General features: G+C 55.9%; 12 protein-coding genes and 1 pseudogene. 10 read left to right on the forward strand and 3 right to left on the reverse strand.

Features of this window, described 5'->3' with window-relative positions:
* Positions 1-14 precede the first annotated feature (14 nt).
* Positions 15-773 (forward strand): type IV pili methyl-accepting chemotaxis transducer N-terminal domain-containing protein, encoded by a 759-nt coding sequence (locus IPJ12_16100; GenBank protein MBK7648623.1) that lies wholly within the window; start codon positions 15-17, stop codon positions 771-773.
* Here the strand turns inward: IPJ12_16100 and IPJ12_16105 are convergent, their stop codons facing one another.
* Complete coding sequence (locus tag IPJ12_16105; protein ID MBK7648624.1) at positions 774-1,880, reverse strand: PA0069 family radical SAM protein; 1,107 nt, start codon at positions 1,878-1,880, stop codon at positions 774-776.
* A gap of 66 nt (positions 1,881-1,946) precedes the next feature.
* Between IPJ12_16105 and aroG the strand changes: the two genes are divergently transcribed.
* The 8 genes from aroG to IPJ12_16145 all read left to right on the forward strand — a co-directional run bounded on the left by aroG (position 1,947) and on the right by IPJ12_16145 (position 13,957).
* A complete protein-coding gene (gene aroG, locus IPJ12_16110; GenBank protein MBK7648625.1) occupies positions 1,947-3,017 on the forward strand; it encodes a 3-deoxy-7-phosphoheptulonate synthase AroG in 1,071 nt (356 codons plus the stop codon).
* Between the two features lie 73 nt (positions 3,018-3,090).
* Positions 3,091-5,136 (forward strand): PAS domain S-box protein, encoded by a 2,046-nt coding sequence (locus IPJ12_16115; GenBank protein ID MBK7648626.1) that lies wholly within the window; start codon positions 3,091-3,093, stop codon positions 5,134-5,136.
* A 7-nt stretch (positions 5,137-5,143) separates the two neighbouring features.
* Complete coding sequence (locus IPJ12_16120) at positions 5,144-5,794, forward strand: response regulator transcription factor (protein ID MBK7648627.1); 651 nt, start codon at positions 5,144-5,146, stop codon at positions 5,792-5,794.
* A 163-nt stretch (positions 5,795-5,957) separates the two neighbouring features.
* Positions 5,958-6,308, forward strand: coding sequence for a c-type cytochrome (locus tag IPJ12_16125; protein ID MBK7648628.1), 351 nt, complete (start codon positions 5,958-5,960; stop codon positions 6,306-6,308).
* Between the two features lie 47 nt (positions 6,309-6,355).
* Positions 6,356-7,321, forward strand: coding sequence for a DmsE family decaheme c-type cytochrome (locus tag IPJ12_16130; protein MBK7648629.1), 966 nt, complete (start codon positions 6,356-6,358; stop codon positions 7,319-7,321).
* Positions 7,322-7,341: 20 nt separating this feature from the next.
* On the forward strand, positions 7,342-9,678 hold the full coding sequence (locus tag IPJ12_16135; GenBank protein MBK7648630.1) for an MtrB/PioB family decaheme-associated outer membrane protein: 2,337 nt from the start codon (positions 7,342-7,344) through the stop codon (positions 9,676-9,678).
* Between the two features lie 127 nt (positions 9,679-9,805).
* Positions 9,806-11,773, forward strand: a complete 1,968-nt coding sequence (locus IPJ12_16140; GenBank protein ID MBK7648631.1) for a cytochrome C — start codon at positions 9,806-9,808, stop codon at positions 11,771-11,773.
* Positions 11,774-11,938: 165 nt separating this feature from the next.
* Positions 11,939-13,957 (forward strand): DUF4062 domain-containing protein, encoded by a 2,019-nt coding sequence (locus IPJ12_16145; protein MBK7648632.1) that lies wholly within the window; start codon positions 11,939-11,941, stop codon positions 13,955-13,957.
* 117 nt (positions 13,958-14,074) lie between these two features.
* Here IPJ12_16145 and IPJ12_16150 read toward each other — a convergent pair whose 3' ends face one another.
* A complete protein-coding gene (locus IPJ12_16150) occupies positions 14,075-14,575 on the reverse strand; it encodes a hypothetical protein (GenBank protein ID MBK7648633.1) in 501 nt (166 codons plus the stop codon).
* On the opposite strand from IPJ12_16150, the gene IPJ12_16155 reads away from it, so the two are divergent.
* Positions 14,462-15,591, forward strand: a protein-coding gene (locus IPJ12_16155) for an IS3 family transposase (GenBank protein ID MBK7648634.1) whose coding sequence is annotated in 2 segments (ribosomal slippage) — positions 14,462-14,720 and positions 14,720-15,591 — 1,131 coding nt in all. Because the reading frame shifts where the segments join, the coding sequence is not laid out codon by codon here. The genes IPJ12_16150 and IPJ12_16155 overlap by 114 nt on opposite strands.
* Before the next feature lie 137 nt (positions 15,592-15,728).
* Here the strand turns inward: IPJ12_16155 and IPJ12_16160 are convergent.
* Positions 15,729-16,253: pseudogene (locus IPJ12_16160) on the reverse strand (enoyl-CoA hydratase/isomerase family protein).
* Between the last annotated feature and the right edge of the window lie 6 nt (positions 16,254-16,259).

The following is a 16,259-nucleotide window of genomic DNA, read 5'->3' on the forward strand; positions in this document are numbered from 1 at the left end:
CAGTTCTGAGCGCGATGCTCATGTTTTGCCTTGTGCTCACCGGCAACCAAGCCTGGGCCCAGATCAATGACATCAATGCCGCGATCAACAAGGCCGGGCGACAGCGGATGTTGTCGCAACGCATGGCCAAGTCTTATTTTCAAATTGGCCAGAAAATTGACGTTGACCGTAGCAAAAAGGTGCTGGACAGCTCCGTGGCTGCATTCGACCGCCAGCTGGGCGAATTGAAGGCTTACGCGCCATCGCCGGAGATCAAGGACGCCTATCAGGCACTTGAGAAGTCATGGCTGGCTTATAAGGGTTTACTGGTGGGGCCGATATCGCCCGAAAACGGGCGAAAGGTGCTGCTCATGTCGGACGAGGTTCTGGGTCTTGCGCAACAAGGCACGGTCCTGCTTGAAAAGAAGTCGGGCACCAGTGCCGGGCATCTGGTCAATCTTTCCGGGCGTCAGCGCATGTTGTCGCAACGCATGGCGAAGTATTACCAAGCGGCTGCATGGGGCATTGCAACCGAGCGGGATACAGGCAATCTGGATCGGGCACGCAAGGATTTTGTCGATGCGCAAGCAGAGTTGTCGGCGGCACGCGTCAATACTCAGCAGATTACGGAGGGGCTGGCATTGGTCAACCAGCAATGGATGTTCTTTGACAATGCCCTGGGGCAAAAAAGCGGGGTAGACATGCGGCCGCAACAGGTAGTGGCAACGACCAGCGAGCGCATGCTGGAAGAAATGGAGCTGGTCGTCGATCTCTACGAGAAATTGCCCAGATAGCTAGAAGAGGCTGAGTTGCCGATCATTCGCCGGGATTTCTGGCGCTGAAAACAAGGTGCAATCCAGACTGGGCCCTTCCAGCGCCAGTTCAAGGCGTCGGCAGGCCAGCGCAAAGCGCTGCTGGATCAGCTTGGCAAAATGGCCGAGGCCAGTCATCCGGCTGCCAAAGTTCGGGTCATTGGCGCGCTGGCCGCGTAAATCGTAAAGGATGGACATGACTCGCGCAGCCTTCTCGGGCGCATGCCAGGCCAGCCAGTCGCGGAACAGGCCGGCCACTTCGTGAGGCAGACGCAATAGCGTGTAGCTGGCGCTGCTTGCCCCATGTTCGCGGCCGGCAGTGAGCAGTTTTTCCAGCTCGTGATCGTTGATCCCGGGTATGAGCGGGGCAACAAATATGGACACCGGTATACCCGCTGCCGCCAGTTTTGACATCGCGTCCAGGCGGGCTTGCGGTGCGCTGGCGCGCGGCTCCAGCTGGCGCGCCAGTGTGCCGTTCAGGGTGGTCAGGGAGAAAGCGACATGCGCCAGATTCTGCCGGGCAAGCTCCGACCATAAATCCAGATCACGCACGATCAACGACGATTTGGTAATGACGCTGACCGGATGACGGGTTTCGAGCAGCACTTCCAGCACGGCACGGCTTAGCCGCTCCTTGCGCTCGAAGGGCTGGTAGGCATCGGTCGCGCTGCCCAGGGCAATCGTCGAGCAGCGATAGCCGGGCCGCGCCAGCTCGTCGCGCAGCAGTCGGGCCGTCTCCGGTTTGGCAAAAATCCGGGTTTCAAAATCAAGCCCCGGCGATAGCCCAAGATAGGCATGCGCGGGCCGTGCATAACAATAAATGCAACCGTGTTCACAGCCGCGATAGGGATTCAGTGATTGCTCGAAAGGCAGATCCGGAGAGTCGTTATGGCTGATGATGCTCTTTGCCGTGTCCGTCTGCAGTGTGGTTTGCTGCAACGATGCTTGCTCCGGCGTCCACCCGTCATCCTCGGCGTGACGGCTGTCGCTGCTGAAACGATGATCGACGTTGCCTATCGCCCCGCGCCCTTTGACAGGGCGTGGCGGAATTTCCCGAGAAGGGGACGAGTCGAAATCTTCCATGGTCATCCGGTAGAATGCCGCTTTTTCAAGCATTAATAAATGGGGCCGGGTATGACGCAGCAAAATTCTCCAATGGGCAAACCAAATACTGATGACCTGCGTATCAAGGAAATCAAGGAGCTGGTGCCGCCGGCCCACGTTTTCCGTGAATATCCGGTATCCACCCGTGCCGCACAAACCACATTTGCTGCCCGTCAGGCCATTCATCGTGTCCTGCATGGTGCCGATGATCGACTGCTTGTAGTGATTGGTCCCTGCTCGATTCACGATTACGACCTGGCCATGGATTACGCCAGGAAGCTGGCCAAGGAGGCTGAAAAGCACGCCGAGGACCTCATCGTGGTCATGCGCGTCTATTTCGAAAAGCCGAGAACCACAGTCGGCTGGAAAGGGCTGATCAACGATCCGCGCATGGACAACACCTTCCGAATCAACGAGGGCCTGCGCCTGGCTCGCCGCTTGTTGCTTGATATCAACGAGCTGGATCTGCCCTGTGCCACAGAATTCCTTGACACCATCACGCCGCAATACACAGCTGACCTGATCGCCTGGGGCGCCATTGGCGCCCGCACCACCGAGTCACAGGTGCACCGTGAGCTGGCCTCCGGTTTGTCGTGCCCGGTGGGCTTCAAGAACGGCACTGATGGCAACATGCGTATTGCGGTCGACGCCATTCGCTCGGCCAACTCGCCGCACCACTTCCTCTCGGTGACCAAGTCCGGCCATACGGCCATTGTTTCGACCGTTGGCAACGAGGATTGCCATGTGATTCTGCGTGGTGGCAAGGAGCCTAATTACGATGCGGCCAGCGTCGAGGCAGCCAGTGCCGAGATCGCCAAATCGGGCCTTGCCGCCCGATTGATGGTGGATTTCTCCCATGGCAATAGCCGCAAGCAATTCAAGCTGCAAATGGAAGTCAGCGAAAACGTCGCTGCGCAGCTGGCCGGCGGTGAAGACCGTATTGTGGGCGTCATGGTCGAATCCCACCTCGTCGAGGGCCGTCAGGATATTTCGCCAGACAAGCCGCTGACCTACGGGCAGAGCGTCACCGACGCCTGTATTGGCTGGGATGACAGCCTGACTGTGCTGGAGCAGCTGGCGGCAGCCGTCAGGGCGCGTCGCGTGGCTGAAGCGGCACAGTAATCAATGCATTTCCGGCCTGCCGTAGCGCAGGCAGGAGTGATATGGCAGTACTCCTGCCCGTGAAGGGAAGTCCATGCGTGGGTTGATGCCGACGTTCAGCATCGTGCGTCGCAGCCAGTCGATCAAGGCTGTCGTGTTGCTGTCGTGCGTGATGATCCTTGCAGTCCTGCTTGGTAGCGCGTTTCTGCTGTTTGATTTGCACAACAGAGAGCTGACGCATGCCAAGGGGGAGATCGCGAGCCTGAGCCGGATTCTCTCCGAGCAAACGACCCGTGCTTTTGATGGCGTTTCGTTGTCAATGCGAGGGGCGCGGGAGCGGCTATCGGATGACTTCGGGCGCCATCTTGAACTGGACAGCGCGCCAGTTCGCCTCTTGCTCCAGTCGCGCGTTGGTGGATTGCCCCAAGCGAAATCGATGTTTCTGGTAGATCGCGACGGCATGGTGGTCAACTCATCCAGAAAGGATTTCTCATCTCCATTCTCCGTTGCGCAGCGGACTTTCTTCAGTCATTTTGCTCAAAATAGTGACGATGAATTGTTTATTTCACGCCCGGAGCAAGCGCATATCGACAATCAGTGGACCTTTTACCTCGGCATACGACTTCTCGATCCCTCCGGGAAATTCAGAGGCGTGCTGGTTGCTGCGATAAATGTCGATTATTTTGAATCACTATATGAAAGCATCAATCTCGATTTCGTCAGTCGCATCCTGTTGCTGAATAGGGACGGGATTTTGATGGCGGGTCAGCATCACGGCCATTCCGGGCTTGGAGAGTCCTTCATTGACCCCGTTGAGCTTGAGCAAATCAGGGCCGAAGCCCGAAGCGAATTTGTAATGAGCACACCAGGGGACGGAGATGGGCGATGGTTGGTTGCCTACCATCTGGTGAGCGATTACCCGCTCATGGTGTCACCGGCAGTGAACGAAGAGGATGCACTCATACCATGGCGCCGGGTGGCGTTGCCTATTGCAGTTGGCGTGTTTCTCGTTATTGCTTTCATCTTGATGACAACAGCCTTGGTGGTATTGAGTCTGCTCCGCAAAGAGAGTCTTGAAGCGGCGCTCAAGGAGAGCGATACCAAGCTTCGCTATATGGTTCAGTCGGTTCGGGACGCCATTCTGACCGTCGATCCGTCAAAAAGAGTAATTCTGTTCAATGCTGCGGCCGAGAAAATGTTTGGCCTCGAGGCAAACGAAGTGCTTGGCAAGCAGATTGATGAGGTTCTGTTCCAATGTCAGCCAAGACCTCTGGTGCTGAATTTCATGCACTACCTGAACGAGGGGTGGCAATCTTCGTCCGGCCTCGCCCTGCTTGGTATCATTTCCCTTGCACGCGGAGATACCGAGTTTCCGGTTGAACTTAGTTTGTCGAGCACGATGTTTCGGGGCGATATGCTGATCACTGCAGTCTTCCGGGATCTTTCGGAGCGGCAGCGGGCGGAACACGAGTTGATAGAAACCAACCGGAAACTCCAGGAGCTCTCTGCGGCACAGCAAAACGTTCGGGAAGAGGAGCGCTTGCGGATATCCCGCGAGTTGCACGATGAATTGGGGCAGTCGCTCACCGGAATAAAAATGGAGATTTCGTGGCTTGGAGGCCGCCTCCAGCCAAATCACCCGGAACTGGAGAAGAAGGTTGGATCAATCAAGAAATTGATTGATGGAAGCATCTCGGCCGTTCGCAGAATATCTTCGGAGCTTCGCCCTCTGGTGCTCGATGATCTCGGGTTTTCAGCAGCAGCGAACTGGTATGTTGCCCAATTCTCCGAGCATTCCGCCATTATGGTTTCGTTATCGCTCCCCGAGCATGATCCCGAGAATGGCGGCATCATTGCCACAGCGCTGTTTCGAATTATGCAGGAGTCATTAACCAACATCGCTCGGCATGCCAATGCAAAGCATGTTGAGATTCGACTCAGCTTGTCTGAGGGGTATTGGCTGCTTTCAATCAAGGATGAGGGTGTCGGATTTGTCGAAAGCGCAGGCAAACCCACTGGCATCGGATTGATCGGCATGAAGGAGCGTGTCCAGATTCTTGGTGGCGCCTTCCACCTGACGAGCGCTTCTGGCGAGGGCACGTTGATCGAAGTTCGAATTCCGGAAGCTCAGCCGCAGTGAGGAAATAATGCATAAAACCCAGGTGTTGCTAGCGGACGACCACGCCATTATTCGCGATGGTCTGAAGCAGATTTTGTCAGATACCGACGATCTTGTTGTCTCTGGTGAGGCCGCCAACGGCAATGAGCTCATGCATCTGGTCCGCGAGAGAAATTGGGGTGTTCTGGTGCTGGATATATCCATGCCCGGGCGCAGTGGGCTGGATTTGATCCGCATGGTCAAGGACGAGAAACCGACCTTACCCATACTTATTCTGAGCATGCATCACGAAGAGCAGTACGCGGTCCGTGCCATTCATGCCGGCGCTTCCGGGTATCTGACCAAGGAAAGTGACAGTGAGATACTGGTCGCCGCCATTCGGCGTGTGGCCGCGGGGGGCGTGTATATCAGTGAGAAGGTTGCCGAACTGATGGTGCGTGGTATTCGACCAATAGTTGAAACGCTGCCCCACGACCTGCTTTCCGATCGCGAATATCAGGTTTTCAACATGCTGGTCAAGGGGACTGGTCTGACAGAAATCGGCCTCGAACTGTCTTTGAGCGTGAAAACGATCAGTACTCACAAGACTCACATCCTCCAAAAAATGAATCTTGCCAATACTGGCGAGTTGATTCGCTACGCCATTACCCATGGACTGGCCGAGCAGAGCGAGTATTAGAAAATTCAAATAGGAATTTTCCTATAAGCGGATTAATCCCCTGCTTATATTGGGGATATTTACCGATCTTTACACTTCCAATCCAAAGAATACGCCTTAAGGCCTAGTGCTTGAGGCTGGGGGAACGTGGTGTTCCCGAACATTGCTTAGGAAGGGTAAAAAAATGAAATTCAGTTTCGCTCGCACTTCTCTGTTCGCAGCAACTGCGGCAATTTTTGTGTTTTCTACCGCCGCTGGTGCTGCGGTAGACGAGGAGGCCGCCAAGGCCTTGGCCAAGAAGAATGACTGCTTCAAGTGCCACGCCATCGACAAGACCAAGAAGGGTCCTGCCTACAAGAAAATCGCCACGAAGTACAAGGGCAAGGAAGCCGAAGGCGAGGCAAAAATGATCAAGAACATCACCACCGGCCCCAAGGTCAAGCTTGAGGATGGCACGGAAGAAGATCACAAGATCATCGATACCAAGGATCAGGCCGAGATCAAGAATCTGGTGCACTGGATTCTGTCGCTGTAAAAGAGCATCGGGTTTGAGGGGTATTTGCAGGTAACTCAGGGGGTAGCATGAAACATTGGAAAAAACTTCTCATCGTCTGCGCGGCGATGGCTGGATTGGGGCAGTTTGGCGCAGCGTACGCCGGTAATGAGGGGGCGATGGCCGCCGGTGATCGCAGCCTGAAGGGCGACAAAATCTGTACCGAATGCCACGACGAAAATGACAACAAGGCAATTTTGGCAGTCTATAAAGGCAAGCATGGCGTCAAGGCTGATGGACGCACGCCGGGTTGTCAGACTTGCCACGGCGCCAGCGAGTCGCATGTGAAGAATGGCCCGAAGCCGGGCGTAGTTGGCGCAAAACGGGGCAAGGTTGATGTCGTGTTTGGCGCAAAATCGACCAATTCGTCCAAAGAACAAAATGGTGCATGTATCAGCTGCCATGAAAGCGGTCTGCGTACCCATTGGACGGGCAGTCAGCATGAGAGCAGTGATGTGACCTGCGTTAGCTGTCATAGCAACCACGTTCATCAGGACAAAGTGCTTAAGAAGGAAACGCAGCCAGAGGTTTGCTATACCTGCCACAAATCGGAGCGTGCGCAGACCCACAAGATTTCTACCCATCCTATTGGTGCAGGAAAGATTGCCTGTTCGGATTGCCATAACCCACATGGTTCAGCTGGTCCGAAGCTGTTGAAAAAGAACACCTTGAATGAGACATGCTTCACCTGTCATGCCGAAAAGCGTGGGCCGTTGCTTTGGGAGCATCAGCCGGTGACTGAAGATTGCTCAACCTGCCATACGCCGCACGGTTCAAACATCTCGCCGTTGCTTAAATCGCGTCCGCCATTCCTTTGTAACGAATGTCACGATGGTCCTCATTCGAAGAGCGCTGTCGCCGGTAATGCGGCTGGTATCCAGGGGGGATATACCGGTGCAAATCCGAGCGCAACCGCAGGTGGTCGCTCCTGTATGAACTGCCATGTCATGGTCCACGGGTCGAATAACCCGGCTGGTGCCTGGCTGCATCGCTAGTCTAGATAAGGGGACATGAAATGAAAAACCGTGGAACTCAATCGTTCGCCCTGAACTCTACGACCGTGTTGGTCCGTACCGCACTAGCTGTAATGTGCAGTATGTCGACGGTCGCCATGGCAGCTGATGCAGAAGACGAAAGTGTCAATGCGCAAGTTAAGCCCACCAGTTTTGTCGAGGTTGGTGCAAAGAGTGTCTCGCGCGACTCCAACAAGTTTGGCGAATACAATGGAATGAACGAGAACGGCCCATATGTGGTCGGGAATTTCGGCATCAAGGGTGGTAATGCTTATGACTCGTATAACGGTGGTGACGGCAAATTGCGCTGGGAAGCCAACGGCAGTGATCTGGGTACGACCTCCCGTGCGCTGGATGCTTCTGTCAGCAAACAGGGCGATTGGTCGGTAGGTGCTTCTTATGACGAAATGCGCCATTACACTGCCGAGCCTTTCATTACGCCGCTGCAGGGGGCAATGGGAGGGAATAGCTTTGTCCTTCCTTCCAACTTTGGCGCGGTAAATACCACCGCTCCCGGTAGCCGCGGACTGACTGTTACGCAGAAGTCGCTGATGCGCACCGTAGATGACTTGTATTCTGGTCGCACCAATATCGGCGTGAATGGCTTGTACCGTTTCAACAATGCCTGGAGCGTGGATATTGAGTTCAACCACCTTAAGCAGGACGGCGCCAAACTGATCGCATCCGGCTCCAATATGCAGGCAGCAGGGTCAAACGGTGCACAGTCAGCCAATGCGGCTGGCGAGGCTGTAATGATGCTGATGAATCCCACGAGTTATCAAACTGATACCGTGAAATTCGCACTGAACTGGACAGGTGAAAATGGTCATTTGAGTGGTGGCTATTACGGTTCTTTCTTCCGTGATGACAACAATAGCCTCTCTTGGAACAATCCGTTCGTCAGCGGTGGTGGCGCTCCTGCTACCGGTGCAGCCAGGGTTTTTCCGACGGATACACTTAGCACCGCGCCGGGCAATGATTTCCATCAGTTGAATCTCTCCGGTGGATATCGCTTTGGCTCGGCAACCAAATTGGCCGGCGGTCTCTCTTACGGCCAGAACACCCAGAACCAGGGCTTCTTGAACGATACCGCCTTGATCAACGGTGCCTTGCCCGCCGCTTCTCTGGACGGCAAGGTCATCACGACCAATGCCAATTTGAAGCTGACGAACAATTCGATCAAGGATCTGACGCTGTCTGCTGGAGTCAAGTACAACGAGCGTGACAATCAGACCCAGTCGAATGTCTATCGGTTCTACGATATTGGTCACGCTACGCTGCGTGTCATTGCAAACGCTCCGTACAGCAACAAAAAGACACAATATGAACTGGCTGGCGATTACCGTCTGACCAAGGGGCAAAATATTCGTGTTTCGTATGAACGTGAAGATATTTACCGTTGGTGTAACAATCTGGCCAATAACCCGACGGCTGCTCCGTGTGTGGTCGTAGGTAGCAGTTCCGAAGACAAACTGAACGCGCGCTACCGCCTGAAACTGGACAGTGGCATCAACTTTAGTGCGGGATACGGCTATTCTGACCGTCGTGCCGATGAGAGCCATAATGCGGTTACACCTATTGGTGTGACGACTTACGGGTACATCAACGGTGGTGATGCGGTGGGCTACAAGCCCTACTTCGCAGCTTCCCGTCGTCAAAACATGCTGAAGCTTGGCGCAGCGTGGGATGTCACGGAAAAGCTTTCCGTGACACTCGACGGTCGTGTCAGCAAAGAGGACTACTACGAGTCACCACTCGGTGTTCGCGATGGCAATACCTTTGCGGCCAATCTCGATGCCAGCTATAACTTCACCGAAAATACGATGGTGGGTGCTTATCTCAGCTCCCAGACGATGCAGCGTGACATGAATATCGCTGCAACCGTCAATGCTGGCACCGGCATTGGCACCAACATCTGGGCCAATCGTCTGAGTGATCGGGAAAGCGCGCTTGGTATGTATGCCAAGTGGGGAGGCTTGATGCATGGCAAGTTGGCGGTCAAGAGCGATCTGTCATGGTCTGACGGCAAGACCATCTACACGACTGGCAGTTATCCTGCGAATGCTGCAGCTTGCGCTGGATCAGGCTCATTGACTTGCGGCAATACGCCGGACGTGAAGTCGACGCTGCTGTCGTTCAAGCTTGAAGGTAACTACCAGCTCGACAAGACCAGCAGGGTTCGTCTCGGCTACTTGTATCAAAACTTGAAGTCGAACGACTACGTCTACAACATCTATCAGATGGGTTTCACGCCAACTTCCGTGATGCCGAGCAATCAGCAGGCGGCGCACTACTCAGTCAATATGGTGATGGCGACTTACATCTACAGTTTCCAGTAAGCGTCAGTCAGGTGAATTTTGCCAATTGATCAGGGGGCCAGATTTTGGCCCCTTTTTCGTGATTCGGCGCGAATGCTCAGGATGCTTTGGTTGCACTATTAATGGCATGTACAAGAAGGATTTAGCCATGGGTTTCAGGAAAATTGTCGGGACACTGCTTGTCGCAGGTGCATCCCTGTTATCAACAACTAGCATGATGGCGGCAGAGGTGGTGACGAAGCTCGATAACGCCACCTGCCTGACCTGCCACGAAAGCGGCAAGCACAAGATCGAGGTGCCCGGTGACGACGACAGCAAGCGTGCGCTTGCCGCGGTCAACCCGAAAAATTTCGCCAAAAGCGTACACAGCAAGATGGAATGCGTCGCCTGTCACACGGACATCGTTGATGCCAAGGACAGCCACGTCAAGGCCGTTAATGTTGCCAAGCCTGACTGCGCGACCTGTCATGCCAAACTGTGGGATGAGGCCAGGGCCAATCCTGCCGGCAAGGAACGTCTCGGTGTCGTCGCCGAGAATATTGCGGCCTACAAGGACTCCTTCCACGCCCGGCCGGATGCCGATCATCCGGAACGCCCGAAGGCAGTCTGCGGCGATTGCCATGCAACGCATGACTTTGCTGTGCCGGCCAAAGGTACGCCGGAGCGCGACCAGTGGCGCCTGACCATTCCCAAGACCTGTGGCGCCAAGTGCCATGACGAGCAGCTTGAGGACTATGAAGGCTCAGTGCATGGCGCCCTGACCATGGGCAAGGACGACCCCAAGGGTGCGGTCTGTATCGATTGCCATACCACCCACGAAATCAAGGGCGCCTCATCCGATCCCTTCAAACTCAAGAACGTCGAGGCTTGCGGGGCGTGCCACAAGGAAGAGTTGCACAGCTATCGCGACACCTACCACGGGCAGGTCAACAAGCTGGGCTACACCTACACCGCCAAGTGCTCGAACTGCCATGGCAGCCACGGCATTGCCAAGGTTGATGACCCTGCTTCCAAGGTCAATATCAAGAACCGTCTGAAGACTTGCCAGGAATGCCACAACGAGAAGAAGGGGCTGTCGTTGGCCACCGAAGGCTTCATTTCGTTTGGCCCGCATGCCAACAGCCACGACTTCAAGAAATATCCGCAGATGTGGATCGCCACCAAGTTCATGGTCGCGCTGCTGATCGGTGTCTTCGCCTTCTTCTGGCTCCATTGCGGCCTGTGGTACTACCGCGAATGGCAGGAACGTGGCGGTCATCTGGTCACCAAGGTTGTGGATACCGAAGCCATGGGCATCAAGCCCGAGAAGCACTTCCAGCGCTTCCCGCTGGGCTGGCGTATCGCCCACCTGGTCTTTGCCTTGGTCACCATGACCCTGGTCCTGACTGGCACCTCGGCGATGTTCTCCGGTAGCAGCTGGGCGCCTCATGTCGCCGCACTGGTTGGTGGTCCGAAAGTGCTGGGCATCATTCACCGTACAGCCGCGGCACTCTTTGTCGGCATCTTCCTGATCCACTTCGTCTATGTCATGCAGCGCCTGTTGCGCGACAAGACCTTCCGCTGGTTCGGGCCGGATTCTCTGATCCCGAACTGGAAGGACTTCGCCGATTGCTGGGGCATGTTCAAGTGGTTCTTCGGCCAGGGTCCGAAGCCGCAATTCGAGCGTTGGGCCTACTTCGAGAAGTTCGACTACTGGGCAGTCTTCTGGGGTGTGAACATCATCGGCTGGAGCGGCCTGATGCTGGCCTTCCCGCACGTCACCGCCACTTACCTGCCGGGCTGGGTGTTCAACGTCGCCACGCTGGTACATGGTGAAGAAGCCTTCCTCGCCGCCGTCTTCCTCTTCACGGTGCATTTCTTCAACAACCACTTCCGTCCGGACAAACTGCCGCCGCCCGATGTGGTGATGTTCACCGGTACGCAGAGCATCGAAGAGTTCCGCAAGGACCACCCGGCGCACTATCAGCGCATGCTGGAAACCGGCGAACTGGAGAAATATCTGGTCGATGCACCGTCGAAGCAGATGCATATCGGCTCGGTGATCCTCGGCATTGTGCTGATCACCGTCGGCCTCGGCCTGCTGGTGCTCGTGGCGATGGGATTCTTCGGCAAATAGTCGCTGGGTTACCTGTCGCGAATGGGGGGAGGGCTTCGGCCCTCCCTTTTTTTGCCTTGAAAATTCAGGAGGCAAAAATCGTCGCCCTATGCCGTTGGTTTGCCTTGATATTCCATACGCCTCGCTGCATCATGCCGGCATCCCAGCAAGCCTCGAAAGCCCGGCATGGCCAAAGTCTACCTGTCCTCTACGCTAGTTGACCTCAAAGCAGAGCGCACAGTCGTGACCAACTGGCTGATCGCTGCCGGCCATCTGCCGGTGCACAGCTATGTGGCCGACAGCGAGAGCGTCCATCTGAGTTGCCTCAACGACATCGATGCTTGCGATCTTTACATCCTGATACTCGGCCATCGCTATGGCTTCGTGCCGGAGGAAAGCAATCCCGAGCAAGGCTCCATCACCCAGCTTGAATTCCGCCATGCCGGCAAACTGGGCATTCCGAGAATCGCCCTGCTACGAACCAGTATCCCGGACGTCAATTTAAGTGACCTGCTGGAACCTGCTCGTAGCGCGAGGCTTCAGGAATTCCGCGACGAAGTCGGCAAAGCCCTGCGTCCGGCAGTGTTCGCCGACGAGGCAGGACTGATCCACGGCTTGAGTACCGGCATTCAGCGTGAGCTGAACAAGCGTATTCAGGAAGAACTGAATAAACGCGATGCCAAAGCTGCGCACGCCGAGCAACGTGTCATCCAGCTAGAAGAAGAGTTACGCAAGACCCGCGAGGCCGCTGTTAGCCGGGTGCTGGAACAAGCCAGCGAACCAGATGCGGACGATCTTGCACTGAGCGCCCGGAAAGCACTGCTACAGGGCGATACAGCCCTGGCTGAAAAGCTGTTGCGCCAGCAGGAGGATAGGGCCGCGTTAGCGGCGGAAGATAGCCGTAAAGAAGCCGCCGAGCGAGCCCGTGAAATTGCTTCGCTGGCTATCGGGCGCAATAGCGAAACCGCACTGGCGGCATTGATGCGCGCCGCCAGTTATCAGCCGGAAGACTTCTGGACGAGAATAGAACTTGGCGATGCTCAAGTTGTTCTTGGCCAGAGTGTTCCTGCTCTTGAGACATACCGCACCGCGCTGTCTATTGCCGAAACCCTGGCCGGCAGAGACCCGGACAATATCGAATGGCAGCATGACCTCTCGGTCAGCTACGACCGGATAGGTCAGGTGCTCGTTGCCCAGGGTAATGGGCCGGGGGCGCTTGCCGCTTACCAGAAGGGGCTTGCCCTTTCAGAATTTCTAGCCGAACGCGAACCTGCCAATACTCAATGGCAACGTGATCGTTGGGTCTACTACAACAGAATTGGAAGTCTATTGGCCCGTCAAGGAGAAGGCGCGAAAGCTCTCGCCACCTTTAGAAAATGCTTCGACATAGCCGAGTTCATGGTTGAGGGCGACATTGCAAATACCAAATGGCAGCGTGATCTATCGGTTAGTCATAACAAGATCGGCGATATGTTAACAGTTCTGGAAGACAGGGCGGGGGCGCTTGTGGCTTACAGAAAGGGGCTTGATATTGTCGAGTGCCTAGCGGAAAGCGATCCGGCTAACACTGAATTGCAACGTGACCTGTGGGTTAGCACAAACAAGTTAGGCGACATGCTAGTCGCACATAGAGATCGAGTTGGTGCCTTGGTCGCCTACCAAAAAGGCAGCGCGATTATAAAGGCGCTGGTCACATGCGACCTCGCGAATACCCAATGGCAACGCGACCTCTCGGTCAGCTACAACAAAGTTGGCGATGTCCTGGCCGCTCAAGATGATTCCCCTGGGGCCTTGGTCGCTTACCGGGAAAGCCTTCGCATTGCCAAAAACCTATCCGGATGCGACCCCGCCAACACCGAATGGCTACGCGACCTCTCGATAAGCTACCAGAATATCGGTAATGTGCTGGTCGCCCAGGGAAATGGGCCGGGGGCGCTCGTCGCCTATCGGAAGGATCTTGCTATTGCCGAACTTCTGGCGGAACGCGACCTGACAAATGCTCAGTGGCAGGTCGATGTGGTGGTGTCTTGTTGGAAATTGGCGGCGTTTGATGGCTTGTCGCTCATCGAACGGCGGGATTTTCTGAGGCGTGGCCTGGAAATTTTGAGGGCGTTGAAACAGGCTGGAAGGTTGCTTCCGAATCAGGATTGGATTGACGTATTCGAGACTACGCTTAGTAAGCTCGATGACGAGGCTCAAACTTGAGTGGCTGTGCGAGGAAAAGCGGCAGTGCTGCGGTCAACCGGAAAAAAGCGCCCAATTCGAAATATTTGGCCCAGGATTTTTGACCATCCCCGGCTTGCATAGCGCTACATCTGGCAATCAATCCTCAAACCGTGGTGCCCGTTTTTCTTGTTGCGCGGTGATGGCTTCAGCGAGATCGGCAGAAAGTAATGTCGCCGCATTCCGGTCGGCGACGTGCATGAGACCGTCGGCGACCGAGTGGTCGCGGCTGTAGTTCATGGTTTCTTTGATGCCGCGAACGGCCAGCGGTGACTTGGCGGCGATGGTTTGGGCGATTTTCCGGACTTCCACGGTCAACCCGGAAAAAGCGCCAAATTTGAAATTTATCAAGCCGAGTTTTTCGGCTTCGTCAGCGCCGACATTACGGCCGGTGTAGAGAGCTGGCCCCAGAAATTTGGACAGTAAGATAAGTGATAGCCTTGCTTCACCCACGGCCGCGTAGCGGCTTGACTGAGGAGCAAGAGCATGACGAGAAGGAAACGGCGGAATCACTCGCCGGAGTTCAAGGCGAAGGTGGCGATTGCCGCCTTGCGAGGGGACAAGACGCTGGCCGAGTTGGCCCAGCAGTTTGATGTCCATCCCAACCAGATCACCGACTGGAAAACGCAGTTGCTGGAGCGCTCATCGCAAGTCTTCGGTGACAGCGGGGCCAAGGCCGACTCACCCGACACCACAGCGATGCGGCTAAAGATCGCAGATCTGGCACTGGAAAATGATTTTTTAGAAAAAGCGCTCACCAAAGCGGGCATGCTGAGCGCAAGACGATGATCGACCGCAGCCATGATCTTCCGGTTGTCCGGCAATGCCGGGTTCTCGGCATTGCTCGCTCGACGGCGTATTACACGCCCGAACCGGTCTCGCCAGAAGATCTGGCGCTGATGCGCTGGATCGATGAGCTGCACCTGGAGTTCCCCTTTGCCGGCAGCCGGATGCTACGGGATCTGCTGCGCCATGACGGGCATGCCATCGGTCGAAAACGGGTGCAGACGCTGATGAATAAAATGGGCGTCGAGGCAATTTACCGCAAGCCCAACACCAGTCAGCGACATGCCAAGCATCCGATTTACCCGTATCTGCTCAGGAATCGTGTGATCGATCGGGCCAACCAGGTCTGGGCCACCGACATCACCTACATTCCGATGCGCCGGGGCTTCATTTATCTGTGTGCCGTCATCGACTGGTATAGCCGTCGGGTGCTGGCCTGGCGGCTCTCCAACACGCTGACCACGGATTTCTGTGTTGAGGCGGTTGAGGAGGCGATCACTCGCTATGGCCGACCGGAGATCTTCAACACGGATCAGGGCAGTCAGTTCACCAGCGCCGAATTCACCGGCCTGCTCAAAGCTAACAGTATCCAGATCAGCATGGATGGCAAAGGCTGCTGGCGCGATAACGTCTTTGTCGAGCGGCTGTGGCGAAGTATCAAATACGAGGAGGTGTATCTCAAAGCCTACGACTGCGTTTCGGCGGCAAAAGCAGGTCTGGGTAACTACATCCAGTTCTACAACACCCGGCGGCCGCATCAGTCATTTGGTGGCAAGACGCCGGATATGATTTACTTCGCTGGCCTGCCGACAAAAGGCTTGGCTGCATGACCCCCGCGTTACCCACCGCGTCGTCAGCCTACGGTCTAAACGGACCTTCGGCAGACGCCACCGTGGATAACGCTACCAGCGCAGGGCTACACTTATCTCCGTGGCAATCCTGTCCAAACAAACGGGGCCAGCTCTTAGGCCAGTTCACGCGTCATACCTTCGCCGATCAGGTGGGGCAGGCGTTGCAGCGTGCCGATATCGGCGACCATGGCGAGATCGATTTCCCTGATCGCAAATACAGCATCCGGTGTCGCGTAGCGCATGTCGCAGCAGGCGACGAGGCCCAGTCCGCCGCCAACGCAGGCGCCCTGAATGGCGGCCAGAACGGGCTTGCGGCAGCGTTCGATGCTGCTCAGGCAGTCTTGCAAATCAAGGATGATCCGGCGCAGGGCCTCGCGGCTACGGGCGCCGTCGGCGTGGGCGATACGCTGCTGGATGCTGCCAAGCATGGCGAGGTCGATGCCGGCACAAAAGTTCTTGCCGGCACCGCTGAGGATGGTAACGCGGGCTTCCGGGGTGGCATCCACCCAGTCGAACGCCTGGCGGATTTCCTGCCACATGGCATCGTTCATCGCGTTCGACTTGTCCGGCCGGTTGAGGCAGACCTCGGCGATGCCTTCGTTTAGGGTGATGCGGAGGGTCGAGAAAGCGGGCAGTTTCATGGCGAA

This window comes from Betaproteobacteria bacterium (assembly GCA_016709965.1).
Taxonomy (GTDB): domain Bacteria; phylum Pseudomonadota; class Gammaproteobacteria; order Burkholderiales; family Rhodocyclaceae; genus Azonexus; species Azonexus amarohabitans.

Coding starts and splice junctions, on each gene's coding strand:
- aroG (MBK7648625.1), top strand. CDS start 1,947: ATGGGCAAACCAAATACTGATGACCTGCGTATCAAGGAAATCAAGGAG.
- IPJ12_16150 (MBK7648633.1), bottom strand. CDS start 14,575: ATGGACATCAAACTGCTGGGCCAACTCGGCCAGCGTCTTGTCCCCTCG.
- IPJ12_16115 (MBK7648626.1), top strand. CDS start 3,091: ATGCGTGGGTTGATGCCGACGTTCAGCATCGTGCGTCGCAGCCAGTCG.
- IPJ12_16130 (MBK7648629.1), top strand. CDS start 6,356: ATGAAACATTGGAAAAAACTTCTCATCGTCTGCGCGGCGATGGCTGGA.
- IPJ12_16145 (MBK7648632.1), top strand. CDS start 11,939: ATGGCCAAAGTCTACCTGTCCTCTACGCTAGTTGACCTCAAAGCAGAG.
- IPJ12_16140 (MBK7648631.1), top strand. CDS start 9,806: ATGGGTTTCAGGAAAATTGTCGGGACACTGCTTGTCGCAGGTGCATCC.
- IPJ12_16120 (MBK7648627.1), top strand. CDS start 5,144: ATGCATAAAACCCAGGTGTTGCTAGCGGACGACCACGCCATTATTCGC.
- IPJ12_16135 (MBK7648630.1), top strand. CDS start 7,342: ATGAAAAACCGTGGAACTCAATCGTTCGCCCTGAACTCTACGACCGTG.
- IPJ12_16105 (MBK7648624.1), bottom strand. CDS start 1,880: ATGACCATGGAAGATTTCGACTCGTCCCCTTCTCGGGAAATTCCGCCA.
- IPJ12_16100 (MBK7648623.1), top strand. CDS start 15: ATGCTCATGTTTTGCCTTGTGCTCACCGGCAACCAAGCCTGGGCCCAG.
- IPJ12_16125 (MBK7648628.1), top strand. CDS start 5,958: ATGAAATTCAGTTTCGCTCGCACTTCTCTGTTCGCAGCAACTGCGGCA.